This window comes from Microcoleus sp. BR0-C5 (assembly GCF_036705045.1).
GTDB lineage: Bacteria > Cyanobacteriota > Cyanobacteriia > Cyanobacteriales > Microcoleaceae > Microcoleus.
The window spans coordinates 86,304-103,173 of record NZ_JAUBTR010000019.1; the positions used below are offsets into that span (position 1 = coordinate 86,304).

A 16,870-nucleotide genomic window follows, 5' to 3' on the forward strand; every position below is an offset into this window, starting at 1 on the left:
ACGGATTTTGTAACGGATGTAACGGATGTAACGGATGTCAGGAAGAAGGAAGTTCGGCAACGGATTTTGTAACGGATGTAACGGATGTAACGGATGTCAGGAAGAAGGAAGTTCGGCAACGGATTTTGTAACGGATTTTGTAACGGATGTAACGGATGTCAGGAAGAAGGAAGAAGGAAGAAGGGAAATCAACTGGTTCCCTGCCTCTGGCGGGGAACCGAGATCCAGAGGCTCTGCCTCGCTGGCAAAAAAACAGGAGGCTGAGCAAGAGTGAAATGCGTTCCCAGCCAGAGCCTGGGAACGATGAAAACGAGGAAAAAACTACTTTTTACAAAATCTGCCTGCTGCCAAAACTGATTATCCACCAGCGGCAAAAGCGCCCATAATTGCGATCGACAAAGCCAAACCTGGCAACAGCAGCAATCCTAACATCAAAGCATCGTGTCCGCTCATCACTTTCTCCTGATATTGACCTTTGACATGATACTCTATAAACTGCTATCTTGCCTCGACCTTAATAATTAATTAAAACCGGCAGATTGATTCAGGATTGACCGGGCAAATTTTATTAACAATGGGATTCCCGCGCAAGTCCAGGGTAGTCAATTTTTGCAAAGATTGCAGGGAACTGATATCCGAGATTTGATTGTTGTACAAGTCTAGTAAAAATAAATTATTTAAAGCTTGTAGCGCGCTGCTATCCGAAATCGGATTGTTGAACAGATAAAGTTCAGTCAAATTAGTTAAGGATTTCAGCGGACTGATGTCTGATATTTGATTGTTACCGAGGTTGAGTTCAATTAAATTAGTGAGCGATGTCAAAGGACTAATATCTGATATTTTATTTTGGAATAAAACCAATTTATTTAAGTTAGTTAGAGATTCCAGCGGAGTCAGGTCAGATATTTCATTTCCGAAGAGAAACAGCGTAGTCAGATTTTTTAAGGAAGCCAGCGGGGTGATATCCGATATTTTATTATTATAAAGGTAGAGTGTCTGGAGTTCAGTTAAATTTTCCAGAGGAGCGAGATCGGAAATTTGATTGTTGTAGAGAATTAGCGCATTTAAGTTAGTTAAATTTTTCACCGGAGTGATGTCGGAAATTTTGTTGTCAAACAAGACAAGTGCGGTAAGATTCGTTAGACCTGCTAGGGGACTGATATCTGAGATTTGATTGGTATCGAGAACGAGTATACTCAGATTTGTTAGAGATGAAAGCGGACTGATATCTGATATTTGATTGACATCTATAACCAGAGTTTTCAGGTTAGTTAAAGATTGCAGATGATCGAGGTCAGATATTTGATTACTGCCGAGGATGAGATTAGTAAGGTTAGTGAAAGATGAGAGGGGGCTGATATCGGTAATTTGAAGATTTTTGAGGTCAATTTCTTTTGTATTAGAAAGGAGTTCGTTGGCTCGATCGCACTCGGCATTGTCTGATATTTGCAACAGTATGTCTACGGTATGTTTCGCACCGGGCGAGAGATTTTCTTTGTGCTTGCACCACTCGGAAAAGTTATTATAAGTTGTCATGGGCTGTGCTGCCTTAATCGATTTTAGAGGCTAAATTTGAAATTTTAGATAAGTATAGCAATTCTATTCCATTTGTGAATGAGATTTTTTTCGGGTTTTGAGAAATTTTAGCAAAAATTGTGTAAAGTAATCTTAACATCCTTAATTGCATTGCCTTCGCAGGAGCCAAGAGCCAACTATGACACCAGAACTAATTTTTAATGCCGGTAATCTGTTCGTTGTGCCTTTCTGGGCAATTATGATTTTATTACCAAACTGGGGAATTACCCGAAAAGTGATGAATTCCTTCATTCCGTTTGCAGTTCTAGCCGCTTTGTACATATATTTGTTTGGTAGCAGTCTGACTGCGGAAAATGCGGCAGCTTTGTCGAATCCCAAGCTAGCAGATATTGCTAAGTTTCTGGGGGAGGAAACGGCGGCGGCTACGGGATGGATACATTTTTTAGTGATGGACTTGTTTGTCGGGCGCTGGATTTATTGGGAAGGACAGCGGACAGGAGTTTGGACGCTTCATTCTCTGGCTTTGTGTTTTTTTGCTGGGCCGATGGGATTGCTTTCTCATATTGTAACTGCTTGGATTACTCAAAGGTTTTTCCCCAGTTCTGAAAGTCTTTCAGGGGCGGGTTCTGGGGCCCATCCACAAGAAAATTGATGTATTGTGGAACGGGCTCTGTGGCCCGTTCGTTCCTAAGAATGGCGCAAGAAGATATCAGTGACAATATAGAGCGTAGCTAAACCCGCTCCTTGTATTTTGAAAGAGGTAGATGGCGATTTAGCGTTGGGTGGGGGCGGGTTTATGAGATTATTGGTTGTAGGCAATTATTGTTGGTGAAACCCGCCCCTACAATCCTCGATCGCAGCGAGGTAGATGGCGATTTAGCGTTGGGTGGGGGCGGGTTTATGAGATTATTGGTTGTAGGCAATTATTGTTGGTGAAACCCGCCCCTACAATCCTCGATCGCAGCTTGGAAGTTTTACAAAATTTTGCAATATTAAGAATTGGCTAGGGGTAGCACTAAACGAGCGACAATTAAATTATTTTCTAACATTTCTATAGAAAAGTTTCCCCCCATTAAGCCTACCACTCGCTGACAAATTAAGAGATTTTGCACGATCGACCTATTGGAACTAGAAACCGCTAATATGTCCGGCCCGGAACCGCCGTTGAAGGCAGCAATTAACTGTCGATCGCACGCGCCGCTATCGATCACAGACAATTCTAACAAATCTTCCCCCAACAACTGAGAGCGAATCTCAATCTTGGCGCCAACAGCAGAGCGTCTGCAAGCCGTCGCCAGCAATTCGCACAGAATCAAATCGAGCTTGATGCTGTCCCCGCGAACGCTCAAAGTCTGGCCTGCAGGCATCGATACAGCAGTTTCTCTGTGCACTTCCAGCAAGACTTGCGACTGTTTGACCTGGGGGGCCGTTCGATCGAGCGATCGCCTCAGCCAAGCGCTCACAGGCACCGCATCTTGTGCGAATTGCAGCCGCCAATGTTCCTGTTTCAGCAGCAAATGAGTTGACCCCAAAGCATTGCCCATTTGCCGCAAAACCTGTTGGTAGCGCAAAATTTTTAGAGCATCCTTTTGTTCCTTCGCCGACTGCAAAATCGACTGACTCAACTCCCCCAACTCCTTCACCCCCGCTCCCACAGTGCGGTAAAACTCCTCAAAACGGCGCTGTTTGTACCAGTTGAGCAACTCCAGATCCTTTCGCTGCGACTCCTGGATCGATTGCACCGCCAAATACCTGCGCCACCAAGCCAACTGAGACGCCATCGAGCTGAGTAAACTCACCGACAACTCCGACCACTGGCGGCCCGGAGCGTCCGCAGCCACCACAATGCCCGCCGGAGCGTGTTCTGGGGCCGTCCGCAGCGCCACTGTCAGAATCTCGCCAATTCCCGGACTGCGTAGCCACCGCTTCGTCGCCAGTTGCAGTTGGCTCGTGCTCTGTTGCAGCACCCCGCTAGCAGCCAGGGTTTGTTGGATCAAGGCATCTGTTTTGACAGGAATCACCGCCTCGGGATTGAGGGCAAATACGGGATTAGCAGCTAGCGCCGTCGCAATTGAACCTTCCTCCTCACCGGGATTCCAAGTAATTACGGCTACTAAAGGACAGGAAATTGTCTGGGAAACGTGTTGAGCAAAGTTACGATCGAGCTTTTGTAGCGGCAACTCTGGGAACATCGTCGGCGAAGCAGCAGATATCTCTTGCTCAGATTGCTCATCAGGAGAATGGTGCAAAACCCCCAAACCCGATTTGAGCGAGCGCTCAAATTGCTGATATTTGTCGATTGCCGAACTCTGCTGCCACGAGTGCAGGATCAATCCGAGTTGTTCGCCCACTAGCCGAACTAATTCTTGCTCAGATCGCCTCCAAGTGCGAGTTGCACTGTGCCCGACAACCAGCAAACCCTCGATCGATTTGCGATTGGCGATTTTCGATTTGAGATTGGGGTTTTCTCCCTCTGCCTTTTTCGCCCTAGTGCTCGATGCCAACAGCGATCGCACCCCAGCTTCCCCCAACACATCCCGCCAAGCGCCCAACCGCCCATCTTCCTCCCAATTTTCAATAGCTAGAGGTACACTTTCTTGCAACAGCCCCACGTCAGCCACATCGAGGGCGTTGAGTGGCGACGGCACTGGCCTGCGATTGCGGGGCAGATTTTGGCAGACAATTTCAAAGCGATTTTGTTCTTCGCCGTACAGCAGCAGCAAAAAGTATTCGCATTTGAGCCGATCGCACAACTGTTCGGCGGTATTTTTCAAAGTCGCCTCCCAGTCAGCATCGCTGTAGATGGCGTGAGCTATTCCAGCAGTTAAATCTCGATCGATCTCAGTTTGTTGAATTTTCTCCTCCATCTCCGACATAGGAGCCGTCAGAGCCACTAACTGCGCCACTCCCCGCAGGTAATGCTTTTCATTATCTTGCCAAATCCGGGGCTCGCCGGCTTCGACTGCCAAAAATCCCAACAATTCCCCTTCCGAAACAATCGGCGCAGCCAACAGAGAGCGAGCGCGGATTTGCTGCATCAACCGTCCCGTCAGCTCAGTTTTCAGAGAACTTTGAGATTCGCCGATCCAAACCATTTCTTCCCTGCCCAAAGCCTGATAAAATTCGCCCAAGTCTTGGACGGTGATGCCCGAAGCCGCTCGGCCCGGCCCGCCCAAACCCGGAGTAACTTCGCGGTTGCTGACTCGGCGCCAAAAATAGCGTCGCTCTCGCTCGAACCAATAAACATTGGTGCGTGTCGGCTCGATAAATTCATGAGTTTGTTCGACCACCGCTTGCAAGTATTGGTCGAGCGATCGCAATTCCCCCAACTGCGAAATCAGCGCAAAAAGAGACTCGTCTGGGTGTTTAACTTGTTGTCGCTGCCAGTCTTTTTCTATTTGGTAAAGAGCAGTTGCCAGCGCTCCAAATACGATCGCCAACTGCGTTTTTTCCCCCGACTTTGGCGACGATCCCCACAGGTCTGTGCCGAGCAAAATCACGCCGTAGCAGCGGTCTTTGTAGCGCAGCGGAAACAGAGTCGTGCCTTGAATATTGAAAGTTTGAGCTGCTTTGCGCCATTCTCCGGCTCGGTTTTCCGATCGCAAATCCGGGACTCCCACCGGGCGGAGCTGAATCACCACTTGTTCCAGCAAATCCCCCGGACTGAGAGCAAACCGCTGTTTGAGAAAAGACAGGTCGCCGTTAGGAGTTATGCCGCCTTTCCCGAACAATCTGTGGGCCTGTCGATCGTACAACCCGATCCAAATCAACCGCCAGTCAAATTCCGCTTGCAAGTAACCGAGTGTGGTCGAAAGTAGCACTTCAACATTCTCCTCTTCTCGGAGAGTCAGGAGAACGCGCTCTAGGGTCGCGATTTGTTCGTCTAAATCCTTTGGTCTTTGCTGCTGCCCCATTTCCAAGCTTCCCCGCACCTTGTCTAATTTAAAATTACTAACTTAAAGATTCAAAAAATTAAAATGCAAAAGAGTCAACTTATAATATAATCGTCTCACTTATCCTTCAGTCTCAAACATTGGATAAAGTCGATCGAAGTTGAAGTAACAACCTCACCTTCACTGTCTGCTCGTGAATATTTTTATTTCCATTCTCCTTTCTAATTTGTAAATTGCCCCAGTACAAATCATTGGATATTTATCAATCAAGTGTACGCCCGCTGTTGTTTTCCGTATTGAAAACCGATGCCGAGTGGCTGCACAACCGCACTCTCCAAGTTCTCGAACTCGCAGCCAGAACCCAGTCAAACCCCGCCACCAGCCAAATGCTCTCTCGATTGCAGAAATCTTTGGGAGTCCAAGATTCTCGCCTCGAACAATCTTTGTGGGGACTGAGCTTTAACAATCCTGTCGGCTTGGCCGCCGGATTTGATAAAAACGGCGTAGCTGCTGACATTTGGGCAAATTTTGGCTTTGGCTTTGCCGAACTTGGCACTGTCACTTGTCAACCACAGCCGGGAAACCCCCAACCTCGCTTGTTTCGCTTGACTCAGGACAGTGCAGCCCTCAACCGCATGGGATTTAACAATCAAGGAGCCGCGGCAATGGCAGCCCGGTTTCAGGCCGCACAGAAAAAGTCCCCACTCGATGCCCAGCGCCCCATGTCTCAGTCTCGGTTCCCCTTGGGCATCAATCTCGGTAAATCTAAGGTAACACCGTTAGAGCAGGCAGCAGCCGACTATTTGGAGAGTTTTAAGCTGCTGAAAGATTGGGGCGACTATTTTGTAGTCAACGTTTCATCTCCGAATACGCCGGGGTTGCGATCGCTCCAAGATGCTGCTGGACTTAGCACAATTGTGGAAATTTTGCAACAAGAAAATCAGGGAATCAAGCCAATTTTAGTCAAGATTGCGCCGGATTTGGAGTCGGAGGCGATCGTATCAATCCTTGACTTAGCAAAAACCTACCAACTAGCAGGAATTATCGCCACAAATACCACCATCCGCCGCGACGGATTGAAAACACAAATATTGCGAGAAACAGGCAAACCAATCGCCGAAGAAGCCGGGGGAATTAGCGGGCTTCCTGTGCGGGAGCGATCGACAGAAGTAATCCGATTTATCTGGCAATATACAAAAGGCGAATTGCCGATAATTGGAGTTGGTGGCATTTTCACCGCCGAAGATGCTTGGGAAAAAATCGCCGCCGGTGCAAGTTTAATTCAAGTTTACACCGGTTGGGTTTACGAAGGGCCTTGGATGGTGCGCCGGATTCTCCAAGGTTTGTTGCAAAAGTTAGAAGAAAAAGGATTTAATTCGATTTCTGAGGCAGTAGGTTCGGCAAATATTAAGTAGGAAATCTGGACACAACAATATTGTGTCTTTGGGGCGGATTTATAGCAAGCCCCAAAACGGTTGATATAAATAAAAGTTTGATATTGGGAATTGGGCGAAGCCCAGGGATGAGGCATGGAGCCCCATCCGATTGGGAAATGGGCAAGCCTGTACTATAAAAAGCACAGGCGAGGGATTAGGAATTGGATATTAAAACTTAAAGATTCATCACACTCTGGCATAATACCAGTGTTTATTACCAATTACCAATAACCAATAGCCAATAACCCAAAAACTTACTTTGGTTTAGAAAGTCCTGCCAGCGACCAAGTTAGACTCACCATCATTAAGCGTGCTAGAGCCTTCAAACCATCTTCACCGTGATTTTCAAATGCTTGAGACTCGGTTTGAGAATTATCATTTTCTGACAAGTCTTGAGTGGCTGCTGGTTTTTTCAACTCCGCTTTGTCAGAAGATTCCTCAAGACTGACTTGTGACTGATGATTTTCTTTTTCTCTCATTTTATGAGTCACCTCCTTGAGTTATTGCATACATAACCCATACTACAAATATAAATTGTTTGTTTCCGGCATTTGGCGATCGAAGTTTTCTTACATGGCGATCGTAATCAGCAAGTGACGTGATACCCATCACTTAATTGTTATTTTTACTTACTAGCGATGTTTTCACAAATCTGCTACAGTTAATACCTAACAATCAATTTGACGCTCAGTGACATCAAATTTAAACTAAGCCTCGGAAAACTCAGAAAAAACTAAGAAAATAAAGGTGTAGAGCTGATGGGAATTTATCTCGATACTGCAATTGTAGCAGAAGCAAAAGAAGCGAGCCAGTTCGGCTGGCTTTCGGGAATTACTACTAATCCTACCCTCCTGGGAAAAAGCGATTTATCTCCCGATGTGACGCTCACACAACTGGCGAAACTTATTCCGGGGGAAGTGTATTATCAGCTAACTGCATCTGATTTTGATGGCATGGTAGCAGAAGGAAAAGCGGCTTTTGAATTAATTGGACAGCAAACAGTTTTGAAAGTTCCAGCAACGGCGGCTGGTTTTCAAGCAGTAGCGCATTTGTCACCAGAAATTCCTTGCGCGGTGACGGCGATATACAGCGCCTCACAAGCAGTTGTTTCAGCAGAAGCGGGGGCAAAATATGCGATCGCCTACGTGAATCGCGCCACCAGATTGTTAGGAGACGGTTTTGCCTTAGTGCGGGATATGGCAAATGTGTTGAAAAAAACAAATACTGAAATTTTGGCAGCTAGCATTAAATCGCCGGAAGAAGCGGTAAAGACTTTATTAGCTGGAGCACATCATTTGACATTGCCTTTTGACGTGTTGCAGGCGATCGCAGTCCACGAATTGTCCCAGCAAACTGTTGATGAATTTGCCAAAAACGGGCGGGGAATTAGTTATTAGATTTTAGATTTTGCAAGACAGACAACTTCCTTAATTCTGGGGCAAGTATCATTCGCTCGCTGACTGCACATGAGTTTGGCTATTTTGTCTAGTGTTGGTAACATTTATTCATAAATATGGCTTTTATGAACTCAAAGTTATGACTTTTATGAATTGACTTTGAGAGCTGCTTATTGAATAATTTCAATCAACCGCACGGCATCTCCAAACTTCTACTCTTAAATGTCCGGGCTTATGACTATTACTCGCGTCTCAGTTGACTCAGCAGGCAATCAGGCGATCGACTCGTCCGTAAACCCCTCTATCTCAGCCGACGGGCGGTTTGTGGCGTTTGAATCATATGCGTCCAACCTAGTGCCGGGGGACACTAACAATCTCGCTGACATCTTCGTGCGGGACTTGTCAACCAACACCACCACCCGCGTCTCTGTTGACTCAGCAGGCAATCAGGGAAACCTTGTTTCCTCCCAGCCCTCCATCTCAGCCGACGGCCGGTTTGTGGCGTTTTATTCTGATGCCTCCAACCTAGTGCCGGGGGACACTAACAATCTCGCTGACATCTTCGTGCGGGACTTGTCAAGCAATACCACCACCCGCGTCTCGGTTGACTCAGCAGGCAATCAGGCGAACAGTGACTCCTACTACCCGTCCATCTCAGCCGACGGGCGGTTTGTGGCGTTTTCTTCAAATTCCTCCAACCTCGTGCCGGGAGACCCTAACTATCGCTACGAAATCTTCGTGCGGGACTTGTCAACCAATACCACCACCCGCGTCTCTGTTGACTCAGCAGGCAATCTGGGGAACGGCTACTCCTACTACCCGTCCATCTCAGCCGACGGGCGGTTTGTGGCGTTTTATTCTGATGCCACTAACCTCGTGCCGGCGGATGATACTAACAATAGCCCAGATGTCCTCGTGCGGGACTTGTCAACCAATACCACCACCCGCGTCTCTGTTGACTCAGCAGGCAATCAGGCGAACAGTGACTCCTACACCCCCTCCATCTCAGCCGATGGGCGGTTTGTGGCGTTTTATTCTGATGCCTCCAACCTCGCGCCGGGGGACACTAACAATGCCCCTGACATTTTCATGCGGGACTTGTTAGCCAATACCACCACCCGCATCTCTGTAGACTCAGCAGGTAATCAGGGAAACGCCGACACCAGAGGCTTCGCCAGCCCCTCCATCTCAGCCGACGGGCGGTTTGTGGCGTTTTCTTCAAATTCCTCCAACCTCGTGCCGGGAGACACGAACAATACCAGGGATGTCTTTGTTTCTGACATCGGCACCACTCCAGGCGGCATCAATAACCCTCCAAACGTCATCAACGGCACTCCCGGCAACGACAACCTAACTGGCACCAGTGGCAGCGATAATATCAACGGTTTAGACGGCGATGACACACTCATCGGTTTGCGAAGCAACGATATTCTTATCGGGGGCGGCGGCAACGACAACCTTTCTGGCGGCAAAGGTTTTGACACTCTCAACGGCGGTTTGGCCAACGATAATCTCGTCGGCGGCGCGGGCAACGATCTATTTGTTTTAGGTGCGGGATTGGGAATTGATACAATCTCTGATTTCGCCAACTCTCAAGATACCATTCAATTAATCAATGGCTTGACCTTCGGACAGCTATCAATTTCCCCTGGAACTAACGGCACATTAATTAGAGTAGCCAGCAGCGGTGAAGTTTTAGCTGCTTTGACAGGCTTGGCTCCCAATTTTATTGGCTCTGAAGATTTCATCTCGGTCTAGAGATGGTAAACTGGTCATTTGTGAAATCACTTTTACTTAGAGAACATCATGTTTAAACTTCGCCAACTATCCCTCGCATTAATATGCACATTTATGGCAGTTTTGCAACCAGCATTTACCGCTAATTCACAAGAAAGCAACAGCGAATTTAGCAAACTTCAATCCTTATTAGAAGCCAAAAAATGGTACGAAGCAGATCAAGAAACAGTCTCTCTGATCCGCAACAACCCCGCAAATCTGTCTTGTCCGAACCTCCGGGCGATCGATCAAATGTGGATGCAATCGAGCAATGGCAAATATGGATTGACTCCGCAGTTAGAGATTTGGCAGAAAGTCGGCGGTTCTAACTGTCGAACTTGCGAAGGTCAAATTAAAGATTTTAGCAAGCAAGTAGGATGGAACATGAGCTCGCAAGTAAGTCCTATACCAGGGGAGTTTCCAGCCCAGTATCCAACTGTTGCTTCATTAAGTTGGCAAAGTTATGTTGACAGCGATAAAAGCATAACTAGGTACAGTCTTTTTGCTGGCGCGCAGACATGGCAAGCGTGGAGAGTTACAGAATTTAACTTGTTTTCTACTTTTGCCAATTGTGGCAAGTAACATTTGTACAGCGGGCAATGCCCAGACTTCCACGTCGGAGTCGGGATGGGATTTCTCACTCGCCTCGACTCTTCAATCTAAAATCTAAAATCTAAAATAGTAAAATTATGGCATTCGCCAAATCTTAATAGTGCGATCGGGACTGGCGCTCACAAAAGTCTTGCTATCTCTGGAAATAGCAACCGAACTCACAAACTGACTGTGACCCGAAAGACTGCTTCTTTCTTTTCCGGTCTTCAAATCCCAAACTATAATATCTCCGCCCCCGCTGATCAAAGTGCGGCTGTCCGCGCTAAAGGCGATCGTCCTCACCCAGTCCGAATGCCCTTTAAAAGTGCGGGTACGCTTCCCGTCTTGCACGTTCGACAAACGGATCGTATTGTCGGTGCTAGCACTCGCCACACTTTGCCCGTTCGGGCTAAAAGCCACAGCAGTAACCGGGCCCCGGTGACCTGTGATAATTCTTCTGACTTCTCCGGTGCCAAGATTCCACAAACGCACAGTCTTGTCCTCGCTGCCGCTAGCGAGAGTTTTACCGTCCCGGCTCAAAGCGATGGCGTTTACTCCTCCGGCGTGGCCGCTCAAAGTCCGCAACCTGCTGCCGGTTCTGACATTCCACAAGCGAATAGTTTTGTCATCGCTGCCGCTAGCCAGAGTTTGACCGTCCCTGCTAAAAGCGATCGCGTTGACGGCGGCTTTGTGAGCGGGAATCGTCCGCATCCGCCGCCCCGTCTTCAAATCCCAGAGAATCACATTCTTGTCGCCGCCGCCGCTGGCCAAAATCGAGCTGTTCGGGCTCACCGCCAGCGTGTTGACCGATTTTTTAGAATGCACCGAATTGAGAGTCCGCACCAGCCGTCCCGTCCTCACATTCCAAATTCTAATCGTCCCAAAGCTTGCGCTCACCAAAGTTTGACCGTCAGGCGACAGGGCGATGGCATTTACACTCCCGACATTATCCAAACTTCTTTGCAAAAAATGAGTGGTAGGTAAAGTCGAAAGCAGCCACACCGGGTTTGCCGGAAACACCCCGTAACGCAGCGAACCGTAAATTTGAGACGCGCCAATACTCACCATCAAAACAGCCGTGCCCGCCAGCAACTTCTTTTTCCAATCAAAAACATCTTTATCAGTCTTGTTCAATCCCGAATTCAGAGGTCTGAGGCGGTTTATGGAACTCTGCTTCTTCGCCCCAGCCTCCCCGGCAGTTGCGCGAATTTTAGTTTGCCCCGTCGTCGGCAACTGAGTGGGCAACTGAGTTTCCCCGCCGTCGAGATTAATTTCCTCCAAGCACTGCAAAACCATCTGGGGACTTTGAGGTCGATTTCCCGGAAAAGGCGCCATCAGATAATCGATCACATTAGCCACGGAGTCGGAAACTTGAGGAGCTCCTTTGCGCCACATTAATCGGCCCGTGCGCGGATTCTCTGGAAACGCAGTCGGCGGCTTTCCAGTCAGCAAATAAACAAAAGTGCGCCCCAGAGCAAAAAAATCCGACTGCGGAACAGCCTTGCCATTTGTTTGTTCCGGCGGCGTGTAGCCGGGGGAAACAATACCAGTTACATTTTGCCCCTGGCCCACCTTAGCGAAATAAGTCGCCGACACTTCCCGAGCAGTCCCGAAGTCAATCAGCACTAACTGCCCGTTTGGCTTGCACATAATATTGTGCGGCTTGATATCCCGATGGAAATAGTTGAGGCGGTGAACTTGGTCTAAAATTTCCGACAGTTGTTTGAGCCAGTTTACAGCTTGTTCTTGACTAATCGGGCGGCCCCGATGTTTCAGCCAGTCTTGCAAATTGGCCCCAGCAATTTTCTCCATCACCAGACAGTGAAAAGACTCTGTGCTGTGAGCGGGCGTAAATATAAAATAACCGTCGCGATCGACTTTTGGAATACCTGGATGTCTGAGCCTGACCAATACGTCGGCTTCTTGCTTAAACAGTTCTACAGCTTTGGGATGTTCTTTGAGCAGGACTTTGAGCACTCTTCGGGCGCCGTTGTCGTCCACTTCAAATGTTCTGCCAAAGCCGCCGCCTCCGAGAGGCGCGACTAGCCGATATCGACCTTGCAACAAAAGTTCTGACCCGCAGTGGATACACGCGGATTTGCCAGAGTTGGCTGGATCGGAGGGATTCGGGCATTTGGGATTGAGGCAATAACTCACAGAAGCCACATAACCCTGATTGAGGTTGCTCTATCAAGTTTTACTTTGACACTGCTATACAAAACTTGGCTAAACTTATCTAAGCTTCACCATTCAACTAGAAGTATTTTCTAGAGGGTCTGATTCCTGCTTCTGCCAAGAGAGTCGGCTCTTACTTGTCCACAGGCGTAAATTCGGGTGGAGCAGCACCCTATTTTTGAAGTCTCTACAACTATTTATTATTGTGGAAGCTTTTAGCCATTGTTTAACCATTATTTTCAACCAATTTAACGAATCGTGGTATCCCGTTCGACCTTTTTATAGGCTGGTCAGTTTTAAATCGACCGTCGTTTACTGTGTGCACTCTTGGTGAGTTAGATTTTTGATTCAGCTTGCGTTACTTGCCTTGACAAGATTACTCAAGCCGCATTAGAGGTGTCTTCTCTAAAATCGTTAATTCCGGTATGGCATACCGTATTTGATTAGTCCTCTTTATCTAGTTCGGTTTTTGTTCAAATACGAGTTTTCCTAGACGGCAACACCGTGTTTGTAGGACGACGTACTCAACAATAAGAGTACGAGGTTTTACGTTGTCTAGTTAGACTGCTACACAAAACTTGGCTAAACTTATTTAAGTCTCACCATTCAATCAGGATTGCTCCTGAAGGGTCTGCTTCCTGTTTCACCCAAGGGAGTCGGCTCATTCTTGTCCACAGGCGTTAATTCGGGCGGAGCAACGCCCTAATTGATGTAATTTTAGTTGAAGCTTTTAGCCATGAGTCATCCAATATTTTCAACCAATTTAACGAAACGCGGACTCCCGTTCGACCTTGTAACAGGCTGGTCAGTTTTGACTTGCACGCTCGGTTTACTCTCCCAGATAATTAAGCCTTTGTTTTCGGCACTGATGTCATCATACCGCCCAGAATGTTAACCATTCAAGTTAAGTATGACTAATTTTAGTAAACTTTTTGGCTATGCAAGTCCAACTCAATTTTCAACTTATGATGATCGTAGCACACCTAGTAAAAGACTCATGAGCACCCTTGATTGAAATCTTGCAGCGTCTCTGAAGTCAAGGGAGGCTTGAGTCTCGCTTGACTTCAGCATCCCGTGTTTTTGTATAACCTGTGGCACTGCGATCGAACGATCGGGTTGAGGCCAAAGGTTTTGTTGTTTCTCACAGCCGATCGAGGTCACAAATCCCTGATGACAGCACATAATTTACAAACAGACCAGAACTAATAACGAGAGAGCAGGCACATTTCAATTGTACGATCGCAACCACCAATCTCGAAGAAATAAGTGAGAGTGGGCGAGGGGGAGAGTGGGCGAGTGAGGGAGTGGGCGAGTGAGGGAGTGAAAAAATCTGCCTTCTTCCCTCTTCCCTCTTCCCTCTTCCTTCCCGATAAGAAAGCCTTTTAAACAAGTCCCTCAATTACCGGATGGAAGTAGAACGCCAGCGCCAAAACCGTATAAGCTGCCAAGAGCAAAGTACCTTCGAGCCAGTTAGAGTTGCCGTCAGAACTGATAGAATTGGCGATCAGCACCGACACCGCAACCGCTACAAGTTCAAACGGGTTGAAATTCAAGTCCATCGGTTTGCCCAAGACAAAACCTGCCAAAACCAACACCGGGGCAACAAACAAAGCAATTTGCAAGCTCGAACCCACGGCCACAGAAACCGACAAATCCATTTTATTTTTCATCGCCACCGTCACCGCCGTCGTATGTTCGGCCGCATTACCAATAATTGGCACTAAAATCACCCCGGTAAACAGTGATGTCAGCCCCAAACGCGCCGTCGCTTCTTCCAGGGTACTCACCAACAGTTCCGACTCGACAGCTACCATCAGGGTACAGGCTAACAACACCCCAATCCACAGCGGCAGATTGACTTTGTGGTCAGGACTGTCTGGTGCTAAGTTATTTTCGGCTAAATCTTCCAGCATTTCTATTTCTGCCACCCCTGCATCGTACAGATAACTGTGGGTTTTCATCGAAAACAGCAGCGTCAGCACGTAGACGACGATCAGCACTACAGCAACAGCGCTAGAGAGGTTCTGCATAGTTTCTGCGGGGATGCCAATAGAGGTGGCATTAACTGCTGTTGGCACCAAAATGGCAATCACGGCTAAGTTCATCGCTGAAGCATTCAACCGGGCGACTGTTGGCTGAAAATCTTGTTCTTTGTAGCGCAAGCCGCCCAGCAGCATTGCCAATCCCATCACCAGCAGCAGGTTGCTCATAATTGAACCGGTGATGCTGGCCTTGACAACATCTATTAGTCCGGCGTTGAGGGCGACGATGCCGATAATCAGTTCCGTAGCATTTCCGAAGGTAGCGTTCAGCAAACCCCCCAAGTTGGCGCCGAGGACGACGGCGATTTCTTCCGTGGCCGTCCCCATCCACGCGGCTAGGGGGATGATGGCTAAAGCCGAGGTGACGAAGATTGTGGAGGATTCCCAGCCGAGAAAGTGTCCGGCGATGGAAACCGGGATAAATAACAGCAGACTGGAAATTATTGTATTTGTGTTTAGCATTTAGATTCTCAAAAGCTGCCAACTGTCAATCATAGCCTGTGACCAAATGAAAAAAAGGGCGAGGGCGAGGGATTTGGATGTTCGCTTAAAGTTGTGGTGGGCGATCGCACTCACTGACTTTTTTTGGTCAGAAGTGGGCGAAGATACTTAATAAAATTGAAAAGCTTTCGCGAGAATTTGAAAATGACTCAGCCGTAAACTAAGCTGCTACGCAGATAAATTCCCTGTTATGAGATATCGGGAGATTGGGGAACGGGAGAGTATCGAGATATCTGATATAGCCTTTCGCTGGAAAGGCTATATATCACCATCCACGTCTTTTGGCTAGAATGACTTCCTACTCTACCTTTCAGAAATGCCGTGAAAAGTAAGACCCTACAAGTTGATTGAAACTAGAGTTCCCCCTAAGCAGGAACTCCAGCAGGACTTACGCACTTAGGAATGAGAATTAAATAACTTCCACAAGTTTGTGGGATGGGTGGGACGCCCATCCCACAATAACAATTAAAATTGTTAGTTATTTAATTCGCGATCCTTACTACGATTTCCTGTCATTGCGAGCTCCGCGAAGCAATCTCAAATCCTTGCTACACTGTGACAATGCGTAAGTCCTGTTCAGCTTATAATTCACTATCTTAAACTAAGAGAAAATCTTGAGCAGTAATTACTGAAGCATTAACACCCACAAGATTCGCAAGTCTCCTTCCACTTTGCTTAATCGTCAGCAATGTTCCATCATTTCCCTGTGCAATCTGCAACTGCTCAAAGGTGAATCCTCCTGACAATCCGATCAGATCTTGCCCCTTAGTAAAATCTGCAATTAGATTAAACTCAACTTCAGGACACAAGACAAATATATCATTTCCTGCACCTCCTAGTAAACTATCAAATCCACTACCCCCAGACAAAATATCATTACCTTTGCCTCCCAGGAGTGTATCATTCTTACTACCACCACACAGGGTATCATTCCCCTTTTGTCCTAACAATAAATCCTCCCCTCGTTCCCCAAGCAAAATATCATTTTCTTTGCCACCATACAAGGTATCATTTTCTTTGCCACCCTGAAGGAAATCCTTGCCAGCATCGCCATAAATTAAGTCATTTCCTTCTCGGCCATTCAGAGAATCATTCCCTTGATTTCCCCGCATTATATCTGCGCCTTCTCCTCCCAGGATAATATCATTATTTTTGCCACCAAACAGGGAATCATTGCCAGTACCACCAACGATAAAATCATTACCTTCATTGCCATTCAGTGTGTCGTTTTCGTCATCAGCAAATAGGTTATCATCCCCTAGCAAAGCATCAAAAAAGCTAGGAGAGTTACTATAATAAGCATCATTTTGGTTAGTGCCTATTCGGATATCAGGATTGCCATTGATTACATTATCGGTGGCATTGGGTTGATTGAGATCGGGGCGAGGAATGCGATCGCAAAAACAAGTTGAGTCAGGCGTTACTATTGGAGTAACCTCTGGTGTCGGTGTGGGAGTTGGTGTTACCTCTGGTGTCGGAGTTGCTGTCGGAATTGGTGTGGGAGTTGGTGTTACCTCTGGTGT

11 protein-coding genes are annotated in these 16,870 nt (G+C 47.3%); 5 read left to right on the plus strand and 6 right to left on the minus strand.

Annotation, left to right across the window (positions count from 1 at the left end; translation table 11 throughout):
• Positions 1 to 525 precede the first annotated feature (525 nt).
• Complete coding sequence (locus QUB08_RS11950) at positions 526 to 1,536, minus strand: leucine-rich repeat domain-containing protein (protein ID WP_333224909.1); 1,011 nt, start codon at positions 1,534 to 1,536, stop codon at positions 526 to 528.
• Between the two features lie 178 nt (positions 1,537 to 1,714).
• On the opposite strand from QUB08_RS11950, the gene QUB08_RS11955 reads away from it, so the two are divergent.
• Entirely contained in the window at positions 1,715 to 2,188 is a 474-nt protein-coding gene (locus tag QUB08_RS11955; protein ID WP_333224910.1) for an ABA4-like family protein, read from the plus strand.
• Positions 2,189 to 2,528: 340 nt separating this feature from the next.
• On the opposite strand, the gene QUB08_RS11960 is transcribed toward QUB08_RS11955, so the two are convergent.
• Entirely contained in the window at positions 2,529 to 5,450 is a 2,922-nt protein-coding gene (locus QUB08_RS11960; RefSeq protein WP_333224911.1) for a GAF domain-containing protein, read from the minus strand.
• Between the two features lie 230 nt (positions 5,451 to 5,680).
• Between QUB08_RS11960 and QUB08_RS11965 the strand changes: the two genes are divergently transcribed.
• The gene (locus QUB08_RS11965) at positions 5,681 to 6,844 is read left to right on the plus strand and encodes a quinone-dependent dihydroorotate dehydrogenase (RefSeq protein WP_333224912.1); all 1,164 of its coding nucleotides are present in this window, start codon (positions 5,681 to 5,683) and stop codon (positions 6,842 to 6,844) included.
• Between the two features lie 275 nt (positions 6,845 to 7,119).
• On the opposite strand, the gene QUB08_RS11970 is transcribed toward QUB08_RS11965, so the two are convergent.
• Positions 7,120 to 7,344 (minus strand): hypothetical protein, encoded by a 225-nt coding sequence (locus QUB08_RS11970; RefSeq protein WP_333224913.1) that lies wholly within the window; start codon positions 7,342 to 7,344, stop codon positions 7,120 to 7,122.
• 279 nt (positions 7,345 to 7,623) lie between these two features.
• Between QUB08_RS11970 and QUB08_RS11975 the strand changes: the two genes are divergently transcribed.
• The 3 genes from QUB08_RS11975 (at position 7,624) to QUB08_RS11985 (ending at position 10,620) form a co-directional block, all read left to right on the plus strand.
• Entirely contained in the window at positions 7,624 to 8,262 is a 639-nt protein-coding gene (locus QUB08_RS11975; protein ID WP_333224914.1) for a transaldolase family protein, read from the plus strand.
• 234 nt (positions 8,263 to 8,496) lie between these two features.
• Positions 8,497 to 10,020 (plus strand): calcium-binding protein, encoded by a 1,524-nt coding sequence (locus QUB08_RS11980; protein WP_333224915.1) that lies wholly within the window; start codon positions 8,497 to 8,499, stop codon positions 10,018 to 10,020.
• Positions 10,021 to 10,068: 48 nt separating this feature from the next.
• Positions 10,069 to 10,620, plus strand: a complete 552-nt coding sequence (locus QUB08_RS11985) for a GUN4 domain-containing protein (RefSeq protein ID WP_333224916.1) — start codon at positions 10,069 to 10,071, stop codon at positions 10,618 to 10,620.
• Positions 10,621 to 10,725: 105 nt separating this feature from the next.
• Here the strand turns inward: QUB08_RS11985 and QUB08_RS11990 are convergent, their stop codons facing one another.
• The 3 genes from QUB08_RS11990 to QUB08_RS12000 form a co-directional block, all read right to left on the minus strand.
• Positions 10,726 to 12,795 (minus strand): serine/threonine-protein kinase, encoded by a 2,070-nt coding sequence (locus QUB08_RS11990; RefSeq protein ID WP_333224917.1) that lies wholly within the window; start codon positions 12,793 to 12,795, stop codon positions 10,726 to 10,728.
• Between the two features lie 1,391 nt (positions 12,796 to 14,186).
• Positions 14,187 to 15,308 carry a calcium/proton exchanger gene (gene cax / locus QUB08_RS11995; RefSeq protein ID WP_333224918.1) on the minus strand — a complete coding sequence of 374 codons (1,122 nt, stop codon included), beginning with the start codon at positions 15,306 to 15,308 and terminating at the stop codon, positions 14,187 to 14,189.
• Between the two features lie 635 nt (positions 15,309 to 15,943).
• The coding region (locus QUB08_RS12000) for a calcium-binding protein (protein ID WP_333224919.1) at positions 15,944 to 16,870 on the minus strand (927 nt) is incomplete at its 5' end.

Coding starts and splice junctions, on each gene's coding strand:
- QUB08_RS11950 (WP_333224909.1), bottom strand. CDS start 1,536: ATGACAACTTATAATAACTTTTCCGAGTGGTGCAAGCACAAAGAAAAT.
- QUB08_RS11955 (WP_333224910.1), top strand. CDS start 1,715: ATGACACCAGAACTAATTTTTAATGCCGGTAATCTGTTCGTTGTGCCT.
- QUB08_RS11960 (WP_333224911.1), bottom strand. CDS start 5,450: ATGGGGCAGCAGCAAAGACCAAAGGATTTAGACGAACAAATCGCGACC.
- QUB08_RS11970 (WP_333224913.1), bottom strand. CDS start 7,344: ATGAGAGAAAAAGAAAATCATCAGTCACAAGTCAGTCTTGAGGAATCT.
- QUB08_RS11975 (WP_333224914.1), top strand. CDS start 7,624: ATGGGAATTTATCTCGATACTGCAATTGTAGCAGAAGCAAAAGAAGCG.
- QUB08_RS11980 (WP_333224915.1), top strand. CDS start 8,497: ATGACTATTACTCGCGTCTCAGTTGACTCAGCAGGCAATCAGGCGATC.
- QUB08_RS11985 (WP_333224916.1), top strand. CDS start 10,069: ATGTTTAAACTTCGCCAACTATCCCTCGCATTAATATGCACATTTATG.
- cax (WP_333224918.1), bottom strand. CDS start 15,308: ATGCTAAACACAAATACAATAATTTCCAGTCTGCTGTTATTTATCCCG.